12 protein-coding genes are annotated in these 16,377 nt (G+C 57.0%); 4 read left to right on the forward strand and 8 right to left on the reverse strand.

Annotation, left to right across the window (positions count from 1 at the left end):
• Positions 1–237: 237 nt before the first annotated feature.
• From AC4IC4_RS07085 to AC4IC4_RS07095, 3 genes are all read left to right on the forward strand, one after another.
• Positions 238–2,949 carry a glycosyl hydrolase family 18 protein gene (locus tag AC4IC4_RS07085; protein WP_491472435.1) on the forward strand — a complete coding sequence of 904 codons (2,712 nt, stop codon included), beginning with the start codon at positions 238–240 and terminating at the stop codon, positions 2,947–2,949.
• A gap of 106 nt (positions 2,950–3,055) precedes the next feature.
• Positions 3,056–3,496: a type III secretion system invasion protein IagB gene (iagB, locus tag AC4IC4_RS07090; RefSeq protein ID WP_024907827.1), complete on the forward strand. Its 441-nt coding sequence runs from the start codon at positions 3,056–3,058 to the stop codon at positions 3,494–3,496.
• A 133-nt stretch (positions 3,497–3,629) separates the two neighbouring features.
• On the forward strand, positions 3,630–5,468 hold the full coding sequence (locus AC4IC4_RS07095; protein ID WP_491472436.1) for a glycoside hydrolase family 19 protein: 1,839 nt from the start codon (positions 3,630–3,632) through the stop codon (positions 5,466–5,468).
• A 137-nt stretch (positions 5,469–5,605) separates the two neighbouring features.
• Here the strand turns inward: AC4IC4_RS07095 and AC4IC4_RS07100 are convergent, their stop codons facing one another.
• From AC4IC4_RS07100 to poxB, 4 genes are all read right to left on the reverse strand, one after another.
• On the reverse strand, positions 5,606–6,619 hold the full coding sequence (locus AC4IC4_RS07100; RefSeq protein WP_024907825.1) for a 3-beta-hydroxysteroid dehydrogenase: 1,014 nt from the start codon (positions 6,617–6,619) through the stop codon (positions 5,606–5,608).
• A 92-nt stretch (positions 6,620–6,711) separates the two neighbouring features.
• On the reverse strand, positions 6,712–8,148 hold the full coding sequence (locus tag AC4IC4_RS07105; protein ID WP_157188843.1) for an SDR family oxidoreductase: 1,437 nt from the start codon (positions 8,146–8,148) through the stop codon (positions 6,712–6,714).
• A 10-nt stretch (positions 8,149–8,158) separates the two neighbouring features.
• Complete coding sequence (ltaE, locus tag AC4IC4_RS07110; RefSeq protein ID WP_491472437.1) at positions 8,159–9,160, reverse strand: low-specificity L-threonine aldolase; 1,002 nt, start codon at positions 9,158–9,160, stop codon at positions 8,159–8,161.
• 38 nt (positions 9,161–9,198) lie between these two features.
• The gene (poxB, locus tag AC4IC4_RS07115; protein WP_491472438.1) at positions 9,199–10,917 is read right to left on the reverse strand and encodes a ubiquinone-dependent pyruvate dehydrogenase; all 1,719 of its coding nucleotides are present in this window, start codon (positions 10,915–10,917) and stop codon (positions 9,199–9,201) included.
• 151 nt (positions 10,918–11,068) lie between these two features.
• Between poxB and AC4IC4_RS07120 the strand changes: the two genes are divergently transcribed.
• Positions 11,069–11,503, forward strand: coding sequence for a DoxX family protein (locus tag AC4IC4_RS07120; RefSeq protein ID WP_090417559.1), 435 nt, complete (start codon positions 11,069–11,071; stop codon positions 11,501–11,503).
• A gap of 86 nt (positions 11,504–11,589) precedes the next feature.
• Here AC4IC4_RS07120 and hcr read toward each other — a convergent pair whose 3' ends face one another.
• The 4 genes from hcr to aqpZ all read right to left on the reverse strand — a co-directional run bounded on the left by hcr (position 11,590) and on the right by aqpZ (position 16,132).
• Positions 11,590–12,558, reverse strand: coding sequence for an NADH oxidoreductase (hcr, locus tag AC4IC4_RS07125; RefSeq protein WP_491472439.1), 969 nt, complete (start codon positions 12,556–12,558; stop codon positions 11,590–11,592).
• Between the two features lie 10 nt (positions 12,559–12,568).
• Positions 12,569–14,221 (reverse strand): hydroxylamine reductase, encoded by a 1,653-nt coding sequence (gene hcp, locus AC4IC4_RS07130; protein WP_491472440.1) that lies wholly within the window; start codon positions 14,219–14,221, stop codon positions 12,569–12,571.
• 144 nt (positions 14,222–14,365) lie between these two features.
• The gene (locus AC4IC4_RS07135; protein WP_491472441.1) at positions 14,366–15,265 is read right to left on the reverse strand and encodes a LysO family transporter; all 900 of its coding nucleotides are present in this window, start codon (positions 15,263–15,265) and stop codon (positions 14,366–14,368) included.
• Between the two features lie 171 nt (positions 15,266–15,436).
• Positions 15,437–16,132 (reverse strand): aquaporin Z, encoded by a 696-nt coding sequence (gene aqpZ / locus AC4IC4_RS07140; RefSeq protein WP_491472442.1) that lies wholly within the window; start codon positions 16,130–16,132, stop codon positions 15,437–15,439.
• Between the last annotated feature and the right edge of the window lie 245 nt (positions 16,133–16,377).

A 16,377-nucleotide genomic window follows, 5' to 3' on the forward strand; every position in this document is an offset into this window, starting at 1 on the left:
TTGTCAATTTTTTCGACGGTGTAAGAGCAGGACGTCTCTTTGCGCCCAGTGTATCGTAAGGGATATAAGCTATACGGAATTTTGGCTTGTATCTTTTTATGGAGGAATACAACGCAGAAAAATATTTTCTTGTCACGGTTGTAAGGTCAGTTAAATACGCATTATGCAAATAGATTCCATGCTCTCAAGGAAGACATGGATTATTAACGTCACGAATAAATTTATCAGGAAATAAAAATGAAATTTATGAAGCCTAAATATCTGGCGCTCTTCATTGCGGCGGCATCCGGCTCCGCATTTGCAGCAGCACCGGGTACACCGACTATCAGCAGCGGCAATGATAAATTTGCGCTGGTAGAGGTAGACCAGGCGGCTCAGGACTACAACAGCCTTGTCAAAGTGCATAAAGATGGCGTGGATGTGAAAGTTGAGTGGAATGTCTGGAGTGGCGCTGCGCCAACGTCTGCAAAAGTTCTGCTTGATGGCACCCCTGTCTGGACCGGGGCCGGTAGCGCTTCCGGCTCCGCGACGTTTAAAGTGAAAAAAGGTGGCCGTTACCAGGAACAGGTTGAGTTGTGTAACGCCAGCGGCTGTACCAAAAGTGCCAGCAAGCTGATTATTGTGGCGGACACCGACGGCAGCCATCTGCTGCCGCTGAATACAACCATGAAAGAGAACAATAAAACCTTCTCTGAGCATACCGATAAGGTCGTCGGGGCCTATTTCCCTGAGTGGGGCGTATACGGCCGTAACTTCCCGGTTGATAAAATCCCTGCCGCTAACCTGAACCACATCCTCTACGGCTTTATTCCAATCTGCGGTGGCGATGGCATCAACGATGGTCTGAAAACCGTTGAAGGTGGTAACAGCTTCGCCGTATTGCAGCGTGATTGTGCGGGCCGCCCGGACTATACCGTGGCTATCCACGACCCATGGGCAGCCCTGCAAAAACCGCAGGCTGGCGTGTCTGGATGGGATGACCCCTATAAAGGGAACTTCGGCCAGCTGATGGCGCTGAAAAAAGCGCATCCCGGCCTGAAAGTCCTGCCATCCATCGGTGGCTGGACCTTGTCCGATCCGTTCTTCCACATGGGCGATCCTGCGATCCGCGCTCGCTTTGTATCGTCTGTAAAAGATTTCCTGCAAACCTGGAAGTTCTTTGACGGTGTGGATATCGACTGGGAATTCCCTGGCGGCGGCGGTGTGAATGAAAATCTCGGTAATCCGCAGCAGGATAAAGCGACCTACACTGCGCTGATGCACGATCTCCGTGCGATGCTCAATGAACTGTCAAGCGAAACGGGCCGTTCCTACGAGCTGACCAGCGCCATTGGCGCTGGTAAAGATAAAGTTGAGGATGTGGATTACACCACCGCTCAGCAGTATCTCGATCATATCTTCCTGATGAGCTATGACTTCTACGGCGGCTGGAGCAACACCGACCTGGGCCACCAGGCCGCACTGCGTGCACCGTCATGGCGACCAGATACCAACTACACCACCGAAAACGGCGTGAATGCGCTGCTTCAGCAGGGTGTACAGCCAGGTAAGATCGTCGTGGGTACAGGTATGTATGGCCGTGGCTGGACCGGTGTGCACGGCTACACCGGCGATAATCCATTCACCGGTACTGCAACCGGTATGGTGAAAGGCACCTGGGAACCGGGTGTTGTCGACTATCGCCAGATCGTAAATGAGTACAAAGGCAAGCCGGGTTGGGAGTATGGCTACGACGCGACTGCAGAAGCGCCTTACGTCTTCAACAAATCAACGGGTGATCTGATCTCCTATGAAGATGCCCGCTCCGCGGCCGCGAAAGGCAAATACGTCCTGGCCAACAAACTAGGTGGTCTGTTCTCCTGGTCTATTGATGCTGACAACGGCGATATCCTGAACGCGATGAACGAAAGCCTGCTGGGCAGCGCTACCCCGGTTGATCCGGTGGTGACTAACCATGCGCCAATTGCGTCCTCTTCCGATCAGAACGTCTCAGGCCCGGCAACCGTTACGCTGGATGGCTCTGCCTCTACCGACCCGGATGGCGATGCTATCACCTACAAGTGGACCCAGATTTCTGGTCCATCGGTGACCCTCACCAACAGCACCAAAGCTAAAGCGACCTTCAACGTTGCGGCCGTGACCAGCGACCAGACCCTGGCGTTCCGCCTGACGGTAACGGATGCGAAAGGCCTGAGCAACGCAATTGATGTGCAGGTCGTGAACAAAGCGCCAAAAGCGAACCAGGCGCCGGTAGTCAATCAGATGGAAGCGGTAACGCTGCAGGCGGGAGAAACCTATGCTCTGCATGCGCAGGCGGCGGATCCTGACGGCGACGCGCTGACCTACGCCTGGAGCATTCCGGCGGATATGCACGCAACCGGAACCGATAGCGCGAACGTGACCATCACTGCGCCAGAGGTGACTTCAACGTCTACTTACACGCTGAGCGTCGTTGTCGGTGATGGTAAAACCAGCGTGCAGTCTAACGTGCAGGTTACCGTGAATCCGAAACCGGCTGAGGTTACGCCGCCGGCTGATGAGGTGACCCCACCTGCTGACGAGGTTACCCCTCCGTCTGATGAGGTGACTCCGCCATCTGATGAAGGCACTGCAACCGGTAGCTGCGACGCGCCTGTCGATGCTAACGCCAGCAAATATGCCGCGTGGGATGCCAGCAAAATTTACAACAATGGCGATACCGTAAGCTTCGACCATCTGGTGTGGAAAGCGAAGTACTGGACCCAGGGCAACCAGCCTGGCTTCGGTGTGGATGCCTGGGAGCTGGTCAGCAATGTGAAGATGAACTGGCGTTCTGACCTGGTCTACAACGGCGGCGAAACCACAACCTACCAGGGCAACGTTTACCGTGCCAAATGGTGGACCCGCGGTGATAACCCGGCTAAGAGCGATGTATGGGTGAAAGAAGGCCCATCAACAGACTGCAAATAATATAGCCCAGTAATCACTCACCACCCTTTTGGGGTGGTGAGTGATTCAAAATTCATTTTACAGGATGTTGCTAAGGAGAAATCACAGACGCTTACAGCAGGTAAACATGAAAAAGGTAATGTTGTTGTTATTGATAATAAGCCAAAGCGCGCTGGCAAACTGTTGGGATAAAGCGGCGCATTATTATCATGTCGATCCGTACTTATTATATGCCATCGCCAACGTTGAATCCGGCATGAACCCGTACGCGGTTGGTCAAAACCATGACGGCACCCGTGATGTTGGGCTAATGCAAATTAACAGCTCCCATTTTGCGCAGCTTGAGAGCAGGGGGATCGATGAATACCGGCTGATGACCGAGCCCTGTACCTCCATCATGGTCGGCGCTTCCATCCTGTCCGGGATGATTAAGGTTTATGGCTATAACTGGGAGGCGGTAGGCGCGTATAACGCCGGGTTAAAAAAAGAGAATTATCCGCAACGCATGAAATATGCCCATAAAGTCTGGGCGAAATATCAGCAATTGAAATTAGCGGCACGTTATTAAGGTTTTTTATTTTTGAAGAATTCCCGAGGGTGTTCTTCGAAAAGTGAAAACAGCTGTCTGTGGTTTATTTATTAACGGATTAATACATAAGCCGGGATTTTATAATTTAACTTCTATTAACAGGAATACAGAAATGAACAAAAGGACGTTACTGAGTGTACTCGTTGCCGGCGCATGCGTCGCACCGTTTATGGCGCAGGCTGCCTCGCTGCAAGCGACCCCCAGTGAGCCGTACACCATGAAAGCCAGCGATCTGGCGAAGAAGGAAAAAGAACTGACCAGCTTCCCGCTGATGGCCTCGGTGAAAGAGACCATCCAGACTCTGGACAACGCTCAGGTTGAAATGATTGAGCCAGGCCGCGCGGCGAACCCTGAAAACGTGAAGCGCGTGGAAGGGATCGTGAAGGCCAGCGACTGGGAATATCTCTTCCCACTGCGCGCGCAGGCGTATACCTACAGCAACTTCCTGAAGGCGGTAGGTAAATTCCCGGCGCTGTGTAAGACCTACAATGACGGTCGCGACAGCGACGCCATCTGCCGTAAAGAGCTGGCTACCATGTTTGCCCACTTTGCCCAGGAAACCGGCGGCCACGAGAGCTGGCGTCCGGAGGCCGAATGGCGTCAGGCGCTGGTTCACGTGCGTGAAATGGGCTGGAGCGAAGGCCAGAAGGGCGGTTATAACGGCGAATGTAACCCTGACGTCTGGCAGGGGCAGACCTGGCCGTGCGGTAAAGATAAAGACGGCGACTTCCTGAGCTACTTCGGTCGCGGTGCGAAGCAGCTGTCCTACAACTACAACTACGGTCCGTTCTCTGAAGCGATGTACGGCGACGTGCGTACCCTGCTCGATAAACCTGAGCTGGTGGCGGACACCTGGCTGAACCTGGCGAGCGCGATCTTCTTCTTCGCCTACCCGCAGCCGCCAAAACCAAGCATGCTGCAGGTTATCGACGGCACCTGGCAGCCGAACGCTCACGATAAAGCCAACGGTCTGGTCCCTGGCTTCGGCGTGACCACACAGATCATCAACGGCGGCGTTGAGTGCGGCGGCCCGACTGAAATTGCCCAGTCGCAAAACCGTATCAAGTACTACAAAGAGTTCGCGAACTACCTGAAAGTGCCCGTTCCGGCGAACGAAGTGCTGGGCTGCGCTAACATGAAGCAGTTCGATGAAGGCGGTGCCGGTGCCCTGAAGATTTACTGGGAACAGGACTGGGGATGGAGCGCGGATACCCCAACTGGCCAGACCTACTCCTGCCAGCTGGTGGGCTACCAGACGCCGTTCAGCGCCTTTAAAGAGGGTGACTACAGCAAGTGTGTGCAGAAGTTCTTTAACGTCAACATCGTGAACGACGATGGCTCTGCCACCACCCCGGACGAAACCCCGGTAACGCCAGCGCCGACGCCAGCAGAAGATGAAACGCCGGCGCCAGCGCCAGCGCCAGCGCCGACGCCGGATGAAACCCCGGCTGAGCCGGTGGCGGTGAACCACGCCCCGGTCGCGCATATTGCGGGTCCAATTGGCGCCGTTGAAGCCGGTGCGCAGGTCTCTCTGAGCGCGGAAGGCTCCACAGACGCCGACGGTAACAAGCTGACCTACACCTGGCGTTCACAGGATGGTCAGACCGTGACCGGTCAGGACAAAGCGGTTGTGACCTTCAGGGCGCCAGAATCCGCCACGGCACAGCAGATTGAAGTGAGTCTGACCGTTAGCGATGGCGAACTGAGCAGCACCACCTCTTACCTTCTGAACGTGAAGGCGAAAGCGGCACCGTCTCAGGACGAAGGCACTTCCGGCTCTTACGCCGCGTGGAGCGCGAACAGCAAGTACAAGGCAGGTGATATCGTGAACAACCACGGTAAACTGTTCCAGTGCAAACCGTTCCCGTACAGCGGCTGGTGTAACAACGCCCCGGCATACTATGAACCAGGCGCAGGTCTGGCATGGGCTGATGCCTGGACGGCACTGTAAAAGCAAACGGCAACCGAAAGGTTGCCGTTTTAGTGTTTGCTCTTTCCCCTCACCCTAACCCTCTCCCCAAAGGGGCGAGGGAACAATACGGTGCAGTTGTAGGCCCGGTAAGGCGAAGCCGCCACCGGGCAAAAAGGCTAGCGATGAAGCTTCCCGTGATCCCGCAGCCACGCCGCCGTGCGCATAATCCCTTCATCCAGCGTCACAACCGGTTTATACCCCAGCTCATTCTCCGCCCGCGAAATATCCAGCGTGAAGTCAAAGTTGAGTTTAGAGACGCCGTAATGCGTCAGCGCAGGCTCTTTGGCCGATTTACTGCCAAAGCGCTCCATGCTGCGGGCGATCATATCCAGCATCGGGTAGGGAACAGAACGGATACGGCAGTCGATCTGCAGTTCGTCAATCAGCCGCTGCACAATGCTGCGCAGCGTGCACGGTTCGCCGTTAGTGATGTTGTAGGCGCGACCGGAGATCAGCTTATCGCAGTCCGGCTGGCTTGCCAGCCACATAGCGTGAACGGCGTTTTCGTAATAGGTCATATCCACCAGCGCATCGCCGCCGCGCGGCAGCAGCACGCTGCCGTAGTGGTGCATCATCTGCGCCAGACGGGGAATAAACACCTTGTCGTGCGGCCCGAACAGGCTCTGCGGACGCAGGACCGTAAAGCGGGTATGCGGGTTTGACTGCGCCAGCAGGTCAATCACCTCTTCGCTGGCCGCCTTGCTGCGGGCAAATTCACAGGCAAAGCGAGCAGGGCGGAAATCTTCCTGCACGTCACGATGGTGGTGATAGTCGAAATAGAGTGACGGTGACGAGATATGAATAAAGTTACGCACGCCCCAGGCAACGGCCCATTCACCCAGACGACGGGTGGCGCGCACGTTGGCGAGATCGAAGGCTTCCTGGGTCCCCCACGGGGAGGTAAAACTGGAACAGTGCCATAGCGTGTCGATACCGGCGAGCATCACCTTTGCCTGAGAGGAGACCAGCTCCGTCAGGTCAGCATGGACGAACTCTGCGCCCATTTTTTGCAGCAGTTTACCCATCGCTTCGTTGCGACCGGTAGCCCTGACGCTGATGCCTTTATTGCGCAGAAATTCGACCGCATTTCGGCCTAAGCCGCTGGTCGCCCCGGTAACCAGTACCTTCATAGCTATCCACTGTGTTGAAAAGAATTTCGTGCGCATTCTTTCGTGAATTACGGCGCTATGCAATGGGAAAGGTGAAAGAAAGAGAGTTTTATTTATATCTTTTCCGTCTTTTGTTCTGCCCGTTGCGCAATGCGTTTCGCCATTCCCCGGAAGATAAACAGGTGGGCAGGGATCATCAACAGCCAGTAGAACAGTCCCGGCATTCCGTGTGGATGCCACCAGGCGCGGACGTCCAGCTCCCGATGGTCGCCTTTGTCCTTCAGCGTAAAGCAGAGTCGTCCCAGCCCCGGCGCCTTCATACCGAACAGCAGCGCCAGCTGTTTTTCCGGCTCGACGATGATCACCTTCCAGCTGTCAACCGCATCGCCCACCTCAAGATACGGGCGTGCCGGGCGGCCTTTTGCCAGCCTGTGCCCCACCAGCAGATCCATTGCCCCGCGCGTTTGCCAGAGGATATTGCCGAAGAAATAACCGTCTTTGCCGCCAATCTGGTTCACCACCTCCCACAGCGCGGCCAGACTGGCGTGGGTTTTCACCGTGCAGCCCGCCTGTTTCGGATAATAGCCGTACTCCGGACGCCAGCGGGCAAACGCCTGGGCGTCGTAGCCCCAGTCGCTGGAGTTCACCAGTTGCTCTTCCTCTTTCAGCGTATTACGTACGGCATCGTCAAAGCGGATCAGGTCCTGGGGTATGAGTGCCCGCAGCGCGCGATCGTCCGCCAGCAGATCGTGCTTCAGCCCCTGGATCAGCGCTTTGGCGGTCGTCGGCGGCACGGAGGTGATCACGTTCAAAAACCACACCGAGATCCAGCGGGTTGGAAAGGGGATGGGGATCAGCCAGCGGCGGCGGCCGCTGACGCGCATGAAATGTTCGAACTGCTCCTGATAGCTCAGGACTTCAGGCCCGGCGGCCTCCAGCACGCGGTGCTGGTCGGTTGGGTGATCCAGCAATGCCACCAGATAATGCAGCAGGTTCTCCAGCGCAATCGGCGTGGTGCGAGAACGGACCCAGCGCGGCGGCGTGAGCACCGGCAGGTTATACACCATATCACGCATCACTTCGAAGGCGGCGGAGCCCGCGCCGACGATAATTCCGGCGCGCAGTTCGGTGACGGGAATAGCAGCGCCGCGCAGGGTTTCAGCCGTCAGCTGGCGGGCGCGCAGGTGATCGGATTGCTCATGTTCGGGCGCCTGGAGCGAGCTTAAAAAAATCACCTGTTTCACCGGCGTTTGCAGAAGAGCATCGCGGACGTTCATCGCCACCTGACGCTCGTGGGCGATAAAATCCCCGCCTTCGCCCATGCTGTGCACCAGGTAGTAAAGCGTGTCCACCCCTTCCAGCAGCGCGGGAAGCTCCTTCGGCCAGTTGAGATCAACGTTGTGGCAGGTGACGCCAGGTAAACTGAGCTTTTGCAGGCGCTCCGTGTTGCGTGCCGCTGCCAGCACCCGGTGTCCCTGCTGGCTTAACGCCGCGGTGAGATGCTGACCGATATATCCGCTGGCGCCGAGCACCAGAATGCGTTGCGGCACGTGATGCTCCTTATCGCTGTAAAAACGCCTGCCAGTGTTTCACTACGTCGGCCAACTGCTCGCGGTTCACGTCGAGGTGCATTACCAGACGTACGACAGGTGAGGCGTTGATCAGCACGCCACGGGCTTTCATAAATTCCCCCAGCGCTGCGGCGCGATCCTCGCCCACGCGGACGAACAGCATGTTAGTGTCGTGGCGCATCACGTCGGCGCCAATCTCGCGCAGCTGAGCCGCCATCCACGCGGCGTTGTCGTGATCGTCCTTCAGGCGCGCCACGTTGTTTTTCAGGGCATACAGCCCGGCCGCCGCCAGAATACCCGCCTGACGCATGCCGCCGCCGGTCATTTTGCGCCAGCGGTTCGCGCGCTTGATGTAGTCCGCATTGCCCACCAGCAGGGAACCCACTGGCGTGCCCAGCCCTTTAGAGAGGCAGATGGTGAACGAGTCGCAGTATTGCGTAATCTCTTTCAGCTCGCAGCCGTACGCCACCACGGCGTTGAAGATGCGCGCGCCGTCCACGTGCAGGCCGAGCCTGCGCTCGCGGGTAAACTCCCATGCGGATTTCAGGTATTCGCGCGGCAGCACTTTGCCGTTGTGGGTGTTTTCAAGGCTGAGCAGCCGGGTGCGGGCGAAGTGAATATCGTCGGCTTTGATTTTCGCCGCGACCTTATCGAGCGGCAGGGTGCCGTCCGGCGCGGCGTCAATCGGCTGCGGCTGAATGCTGCCGAGCACCGCGGCACCGCCGGCTTCGTAGAGGTAGTTATGCGCGCCCTGGCCCACGATGTACTCTTCACCGCGCTCGCAGTGGCTGAGCAGCGCCACGAGGTTAGCCTGCGTACCGGTTGGCAGGAACAGGGCGGCCTCTTTTCCGCTGAGCTCTGCGGCATAGCGCTGCAGTTCGTTTACCGTCGGATCGTCACCGTAGACGTCGTCCCCGACCGGGGCGGCCATCATCTCTTCGAGCATGGCGCGGCTCGGGCGGGTTACGGTATCACTGCGTAAATCGATCATGGCATGTCCTTATTATTAAAAAGGCGATGCCAGATGTTTTACCTGAGCCAGTTGGTTTTTGCCAGTTCGATCACCTCGTCACCGCGCCCGCTGATGATCGCGCGCAGCATATAGAGGCTAAAGCCTTTGGCCTGCTCAAGCTTGATCTGCGGCGGGATCGCCAGCTCCTCTTTGGCGACGACGACATCCACCAGCACCGGACCGTCGATGGAAAAGGCTCGCTGCAGGGCTTCATCCACCTCGGAGGCTTTCTCCACGCGAATACCGGTGATGCCACAGGCCTCGGCGATACGCGCGAAGTTGGTATCGTGCAGCTCGGTGCCGTCCGTCAGATATCCGCCAGCCTTCATCTCCATCGCCACGAAGCCCAGCACGCTGTTGTTGAAGACCACAATTTTCAGCGGGAGCTTCATCTGCATCACCGACAGGAAATCCCCCATCAGCATACTAAACCCGCCGTCGCCGCACATCGCCACTACCTGACGCTCCGGCGCTGTCGCTTTTGCGCCCAGCGCCTGCGGCATGGCGTTGGCCATCGAGCCGTGGTTGAACGAGCCGAGCAGGCGGCGCTTGCCGTTCATCTTCAGATAGCGAGCGGCCCAGACGGTTGGCGTGCCCACGTCGCAGGTAAAGATGGCATCGTCGTCCGCGAAATGGCTGATCTGCTGCGCCAGATACTGCGGGTGAATGGCTTTGTCGCTCGGTTTGGCGAGATCGTCCAGCCCCTTACGCGCATCGCGATAGTCGCTCAACGCCTTATCAAGGAACTTGCGGTCGGTTTTCTCTTCCAGCAGCGGCAGCAGGGCGGCAAGGGTGGATTTAATGTCGCCCACCAGCGCCATATCGACCTTGCTGTGCGCGCCGATGCTGGCCGGGTTGATATCAATCTGGATGATTTTCGCATCCGTCGGGTAGAACGCGCGGTACGGGAACTGGGTGCCGAGCAGGACCAGCGTGTCGGCGTTCATCATGGTGTGGAAGCCGCTGGAGAAACCGATCAGCCCGGTCATCCCCACATCGTAAGGGTTGTCGTACTCGACGTGCTCTTTGCCGCGCAGGGCGTGGACAATCGGGGATTTCAGCTTACCGGCAAATTCAAGCAGCTCCTTGTGCGCCCCCGCGCAGCCGCTGCCGCACATCAGGGCGATATTGCTGGCGTAACGCAGCAGCTGTGCCAGCTTTTTCAGCTCCTCCTCGGCTGGCGTCACCACCGGCTGCGGAGCGTGATACCAGTGGGTGCTGGCACTTTCCGGTGCGGCCTTGAGGGCTACATCGCCCGGGATAACGACCACCGAAACGCCGCGGTTCAGCACGGCCTTGCGCATGGCGATCGCCAGCACCTGCGGGATCTGCTCCGGGGATGAAACCAGCTCGCAATAGTGGCTGCATTCACGGAACAGCTCCTGCGGATGCGTCTCCTGAAAATAGCCGCTGCCGATTTCGGAAGAGGGGATATGAGCGGCAATCGCCAGCACCGGCACGTGGTTACGGTGACAGTCGAACAGCCCGTTGATCAGATGCAGGTTACCCGGCCCGCAGGATCCGGCGCAGACGGCCAGTTCACCGGTAAGCTGCGCTTCAGCGCCTGCGGCGAAGGCGGCAACCTCTTCATGGCGGGTGGGCATCCATTCGATGGTCTTCATCTTGTTGAGGCTGTCGCTAAGTCCGTTCAGGGAATCGCCGGTTACGCCCCAGATACGTTTCACGCCAGCCTGTTCGAGCGTTTTCGCAATATATGCAGCCACGGTTTGTTTCATGGTTGTCCGTCTCCTTTTTGTGATATCGCTTACAAGCTTAGAAGAAAGTCTCCGTATTGCCCGTCATTTCCCCCTAATTAAAAGGTGCTTTTCACGCGCAATTATTCGGCATAATCTGGCAATACCTCGGTGAAAACAGGAATCATTTCAAATGGTTAAATCATTGTTAATTGCTGTTAATGAAAAGCTATCGTGCGACGATCTTGGCAAACTCTTGTTACGACTTGCCGTCGGCGGACTGATGCTTTTTCACGGTCTGCACAAGCTGTTTGGTGGGGTGGGCTTTATCAGCGGCATGCTGGTGGAGAAAGGGCTGCCGGGGTTTATTGCCTACGGCGTGTTGGTTGGCGAAGTGGTGGCACCGATCCTGATTATTGTTGGGCTCTTTACGCGCCCGGCTGCGCTGGTGCTGGCGTTTACGATGATTGTGGCGTGGCTGATGGTGGGAATGGGGGAAACGCTCGCCCTTGATAAGGTAGGCGCATGGGCGATTGAAAGCCTGGTGTACTTCTTTATCGGCTCGCTGGCCGTCGCGTTTTTAGGGGCAGGGCGCTTTGCGGTAGGGAAAGGTCCGGCGTGGCGGTAGGGTTGTTGTAGGTCGGGTAAACGCAGTGCCACCCGACAAAAAGCCCGGTGGCGCTGACGCTTACCGGGCCTACGAACGTTTATTGTTTATGCGAGGACCAAATCCCCCTGCGGATGGCATGAACATGCCAGCACGTAACCCTCGGCAATTTCCGCGTCGGACAGCGTCATGGTGCTGGTGACGGTGTACTCCCCGGAAACTACTTTCGTTTTACAGCAGCCGCAGACCCCGGCACGGCAGGCCGCCGCCACCGGTACATGGTTGCTTTCCAGCGCCTCCAGCAGCGTGGTCCCCACGCGGCCAAAGAAGGTCTGCGCAGGCTGCAGTTTGGTGAACTTAACGCCGCTGGTTGCCGCTTCCGCCACCGGCGTGAAGAACTGCTCTTTGAAGAAGCGGGTCACGCCAAGCGCTTTCACCTCTTTTTCCACGCTATCCATGTACGGCGCCGGACCGCAGGTCATCACGGTACGGTTTGCCATATCCGGCACGCTTTGCAGCAGCTCGCGGCTCAGGCGACCGGGCACAAAGCCGTGGGTCGCGTTGTGCTCCGCCACCAGCGTTACCGGATAATTCCGCCACTCATCGGCAAAAATGACATCTTTCGGTGAACGTACGCTGAAGATCGCCTGCACGTCAGCCTGCGGGCGATTTTTTGCCAGCCAGCGGCGCATCGACATAATCGGCGTTACGCCACAGCCCGCCGCCAGCAGCAGGAATTTCTCTTCCGCTTTGTCGTCACAGGTGAATTCACCCTGCGCATCGGACAGCCAGATATAATCCCCGCGCTTCACGTCCCGGGTCAGCCATTCTGAACCGGCTCCGCCTTCAATGCGACGGACGGTAAGCGTGATGTACTCGCTCACGCCCGGCGTGGAAGAAAGGGTGTAGGCGCGCAGGGTGTCTGCCGAATGGCGAACGCTAACCAGCGCATATTGACCTGCACGGTACGGATAGTAGTCATGGCACAGCAGCGACAGCGTCCACACATCCGGCGTCTCCTGATGGATGTGATGAACCTGCATCCGCCACGGACATTGTGGGGTTGGCATGGTCATGAGTTACTCCTTACGCGCTCAGCAGCTGCTTCATATCATCTTCAACGTTGGTCACGGAACGCAGACCGAATTTCTCGTTCAGCACCGCCAGCAGGTCCGGCGTCAGGAAGCCAGGCGCGGTCGGGCCGGTCACGATGTTGGTGACGCCGAGAGAGAGCAGGGTCAGCAGGATGACAATCGCTTTCTGCTCAAACCATGAGAGCACCAGCGACAGCGGCAGGTCGTTCACGCCGCAGCCCAGTTTCTCCGCCAGCGTGACCGCCAGAATGATGGCCGAGTAAGCATCGTTACACTGGCCCGCATCGATCAGGCGCGGCAGGCCTTCGATGTCGCCGAAGTCCAGCTTGTTGAAACGGTATTTGCCGCACGCCAGGGTCAGGATCAGGCAGTCTTCCGGCACGCGGGTGGCGAAATCGGTGAAGTAGTTACGCTCGCCGCGCGCGCCGTCGCAGCCGCCAACGAGGAAGATGTGGCGCAGCTTTTGACGGCTGACGAGGTCGATCAGCGAATCAGCGGCACCCAGCAGGGTTTCACGACCAAAGCCGACGGTGATCAGGTGCGGGATCTCGCTGTACGGGAAGCCCGCCATCTGCTGCGCCTGGGCGATAACCGGACCGAAATCGTCACCTTCAAGATGGCTCACACCCGGCCAGCCGACGATGCTGCGGGTCCAGATGCGGTCGTCATACGCGCCGACGGTAGGGTCGATGATGCAGTTAGAGGTCATCACGATAGGGCCCGGGAAGCGGGCGAACTCCACCTGCTGGTTCTGCCAGCCGCTGCCGTAGTTACCAATCAGATGCTTAAATTTACGCAGCTCCGGGTAGCCGTGCGCGGGCAGCATTTCACCGTGGGTATAGACGTTAACGCCGGTGCCTTCGGTTTGCTTCAGCAGATTGTAGAGATCTTTCAGGTCGTGACCGGAAATCAGGATGCACTTGCCTTCGGTCGCCTTGACGTTGACCTGCGTCGGCGTCGGGTGGCCGTAGGTGCTGGTTTCACCGGCATCCAGGATGCTCATCACGCGGAAGTTCATCTGGCCGATTTCCATTGAGCACTCAAGCAGGGCATTCATATCAGCAGGCCAGGTGCCCAGCCACGCCATGATTTTGTGGTACTGGGTGTAGATGTCATTGTCGTATTGCCCGAGCACGTGCGCGTGTTCCATATAGGCCGCCGCGCCTTTCAGGCCGTACAGGCATAGCAGGCGCAGGCCGAGAATGTTCTCGCCAATCGCCGCCTTGTCTTTATTCGGGGTGAATTCTGCCGCCTGACGCTGGAGATCTCCGAGATCGTCGCTGACCAGCTGAAGTTCTGACATCGGGTTTTCCACGCGGGCGCTGGCGTCCGCCTTCAGGCACTGCGCTTTCAGCGCTTCACGCAGGGCAATCGCTTCGCGGGCATAGCCGACAATGCGCGGAGAGTCGAAGTTAACGTTGGTCAGCGTGGAGAAGAAGGCGCGCGGGGCGAAGCTGTCGACGTAGTGGTCGACAATACCGTATTCGCGGGCCTTGAACGCCCAGGCGGAAAGGCCTTGCAGGGCCGCAATCAGCAAGTCCTGCAGGTCAGATGTTTCTGCGGTTTTGCCGCACATACCCTGTGCGTAAGAGCAGCCATTGCCTGCCGGGGTACGGATGGTTTGTTCACATTGCACACAAAACATAATCACACCTGTTAAAGTTATATTTGATATACATGTTTAAGGTTATGCTTGTGCCAGAACGGTGAAAAGGGCTTTCTGCTACAAAATAGAGGGAGATTGATTTAGCGCAATTTTGGCGGCAGGAAACCTACCGCCAAAGAAGTATCAGGCAGAGAAGAAGGCCATCAGAACAGGAACCAGCAGGCTTAAAATAAAGCCGTGTACGATAGCCGCGGGCACCATCTCCAGCCCCCCGGAGCGCTGTAGTACCGGCAGGGTAAAGTCCATCGACGTTGCGCCGCACAGGCCCAGCGCGGTGGAACGACTGCGGCGAACCAGGCTTGGGATCAGCATGATGGCAATCAGCTCTCGCGCCAGATCGTTAAAGAAGGCGGCGCTGCCGATCACCGGGCCGAATGATTCGGTCAGCAGAATACCGGAGAGGGAGTACCAGCCAAAACCTGACGCCATCGCCAGGCCGGTTTTCAGCGGCAGATCGAGAATAAAGGCGTTAATGACGCCCGCCACCATGGAGCTGACGACAACAATGACGGCGACCATCATTCCCCGACGGTTGAGGACAATTTGCTTCAGGGTCATGCCATTATTTCGCAGCTGAATACCGATCAGGAACAGCAGGAAGATAAGCGTATATTCGCTGGCCTCTGTCGCGTGCTGTAAAAATGCCCAACCGGTCAGCCCAAGAAGAAAACCGAGCACCACGACGCCGCACAGTTTTAATGATTCCAGTGCCATGGCAATTCGTGAAGGGAGTTTTTCCTGATGATGGTGATTTTTCCATGGAATAGTGCGTTCCAGCCACAGCAGAGCGGCAATATTGCACAGTAAAATAACCACCACGGTGACGACAGAATAATGGAGGATGGAGAGTAAATTCGCCGACAGGTTATCCAGGAATGCCAGGCTTATCCCCATAAAGAAAAGAATAACGTAAACAATCCAGCTGAGAAAACGGTTGATAAGCCGTAATGCAGATTCCTGATGCAGCGGGATAAGGTAGCCCACAATCAGGGGCAGCAGAATAATGAGGAGTCCTGAAAACATGAACAGCCGGTCCTTTTGAGTATCTGTTGAGCGCCAGAGACACTACCCAATAAAGGCTGTCAGGTAAAGGAGCAATAAAAAAGCCGGGTGGCGGCTACGCCTTACCCGGCCTACAAAGTGCACTCTAACGTAGGTCGGGTAAGCGTTAGCGCCACCCGACACCGCGCTCGATTAATCGCGTTTTTCCAGCAGGGTGCGGTACAGCACGCCGCCCAGGATACCGCCGATAATTGGCATCACCCAGAACAGCCACAGCTGTTGAAGCGCCCAGCCGCCCTGGAAGATGGCGACGGCGGTGCTGCGTGCCGGGTTAACGGAGGTGTTGGTGACCGGAATCGAAATCAGATGGATAAGCGTCAGCGCCAGGCCAATCGCAATCGGGGCAAAACCGGCTGGCGCGTGTTTGTCCGTTGCGCCGTGGATCACCAGCAGGAAGCCGGCGGTCAGCACAATTTCAATCACGATGGCAGACAGCATGGAGTAACCCCCCGGAGAGTGTTCGCCGAAGCCGTTAGAGGCAAAGCCGCTGGCCGTCGCGTCGAACCCGGCTTTACCGCTGGCAATCACGTACAGAACGCCAGCTGCAATAATACCGCCAACCACCTGCGCCACGATGTAGCCAATCACGTCTTTCGCCGGGAAACGGCCGCCCGCCCATAAACCTAATGTCACTGCCGGGTTAAAATGACCACCGGAAATATGTCCCACGGCAAACGCCATGGTTAATACGGTTAAACCAAACGCCAGCGCGACGCCGACAAAACCAATACCCAATTCCGGGAATGCTGCTGCCAGAACGGCGCTACCGCAGCCACCAAATACCAGCCAGAATGTACCAAAGCATTCTGCCGCTAATTTTCTAAACATAACCACCTCAAAATAATTATCCGCACGCTTTCCCGCGCGCGGGATATATCGTCATAAAGGGATGACGACTCAAAGAGTCTCTATTCTAAAAAATAACAACACCCCTTCGCCACTTAAATAAATTCTGTTGGTTTGATTTTAGGCAATGCGATGTCAATCCTTGTTCAAATTAGCGGTAAATAGAGCATAGACTAATTCTCGCAAGGGTGAATGTTGTGCTGTCGTGACAGAACGCCTCCCGCTAT

Source organism: Enterobacter sp. Taxon_2 (genome assembly GCF_058355295.1).

What these genes read in the sequence shown, in the direction of transcription:
- AC4IC4_RS07085 (WP_491472435.1), top strand. Translation starts at nt 238, where the DNA reads ATGAAATTTATGAAGCCTAAATATCTGGCGCTCTTCATTGCGGCGGCA.
- iagB (WP_024907827.1), top strand. Translation starts at nt 3,056, where the DNA reads ATGAAAAAGGTAATGTTGTTGTTATTGATAATAAGCCAAAGCGCGCTG.
- AC4IC4_RS07095 (WP_491472436.1), top strand. Translation starts at nt 3,630, where the DNA reads ATGAACAAAAGGACGTTACTGAGTGTACTCGTTGCCGGCGCATGCGTC.
- AC4IC4_RS07100 (WP_024907825.1), bottom strand. Translation starts at nt 6,619, where the DNA reads ATGAAGGTACTGGTTACCGGGGCGACCAGCGGCTTAGGCCGAAATGCG.
- ltaE (WP_491472437.1), bottom strand. Translation starts at nt 9,160, where the DNA reads ATGATCGATTTACGCAGTGATACCGTAACCCGCCCGAGCCGCGCCATG.
- poxB (WP_491472438.1), bottom strand. Translation starts at nt 10,917, where the DNA reads ATGAAACAAACCGTGGCTGCATATATTGCGAAAACGCTCGAACAGGCT.
- AC4IC4_RS07120 (WP_090417559.1), top strand. Translation starts at nt 11,069, where the DNA reads ATGGTTAAATCATTGTTAATTGCTGTTAATGAAAAGCTATCGTGCGAC.
- hcr (WP_491472439.1), bottom strand. Translation starts at nt 12,558, where the DNA reads ATGACCATGCCAACCCCACAATGTCCGTGGCGGATGCAGGTTCATCAC.
- hcp (WP_491472440.1), bottom strand. Translation starts at nt 14,221, where the DNA reads ATGTTTTGTGTGCAATGTGAACAAACCATCCGTACCCCGGCAGGCAAT.
- AC4IC4_RS07135 (WP_491472441.1), bottom strand. Translation starts at nt 15,265, where the DNA reads ATGTTTTCAGGACTCCTCATTATTCTGCTGCCCCTGATTGTGGGCTAC.
- aqpZ (WP_491472442.1), bottom strand. Translation starts at nt 16,132, where the DNA reads ATGTTTAGAAAATTAGCGGCAGAATGCTTTGGTACATTCTGGCTGGTA.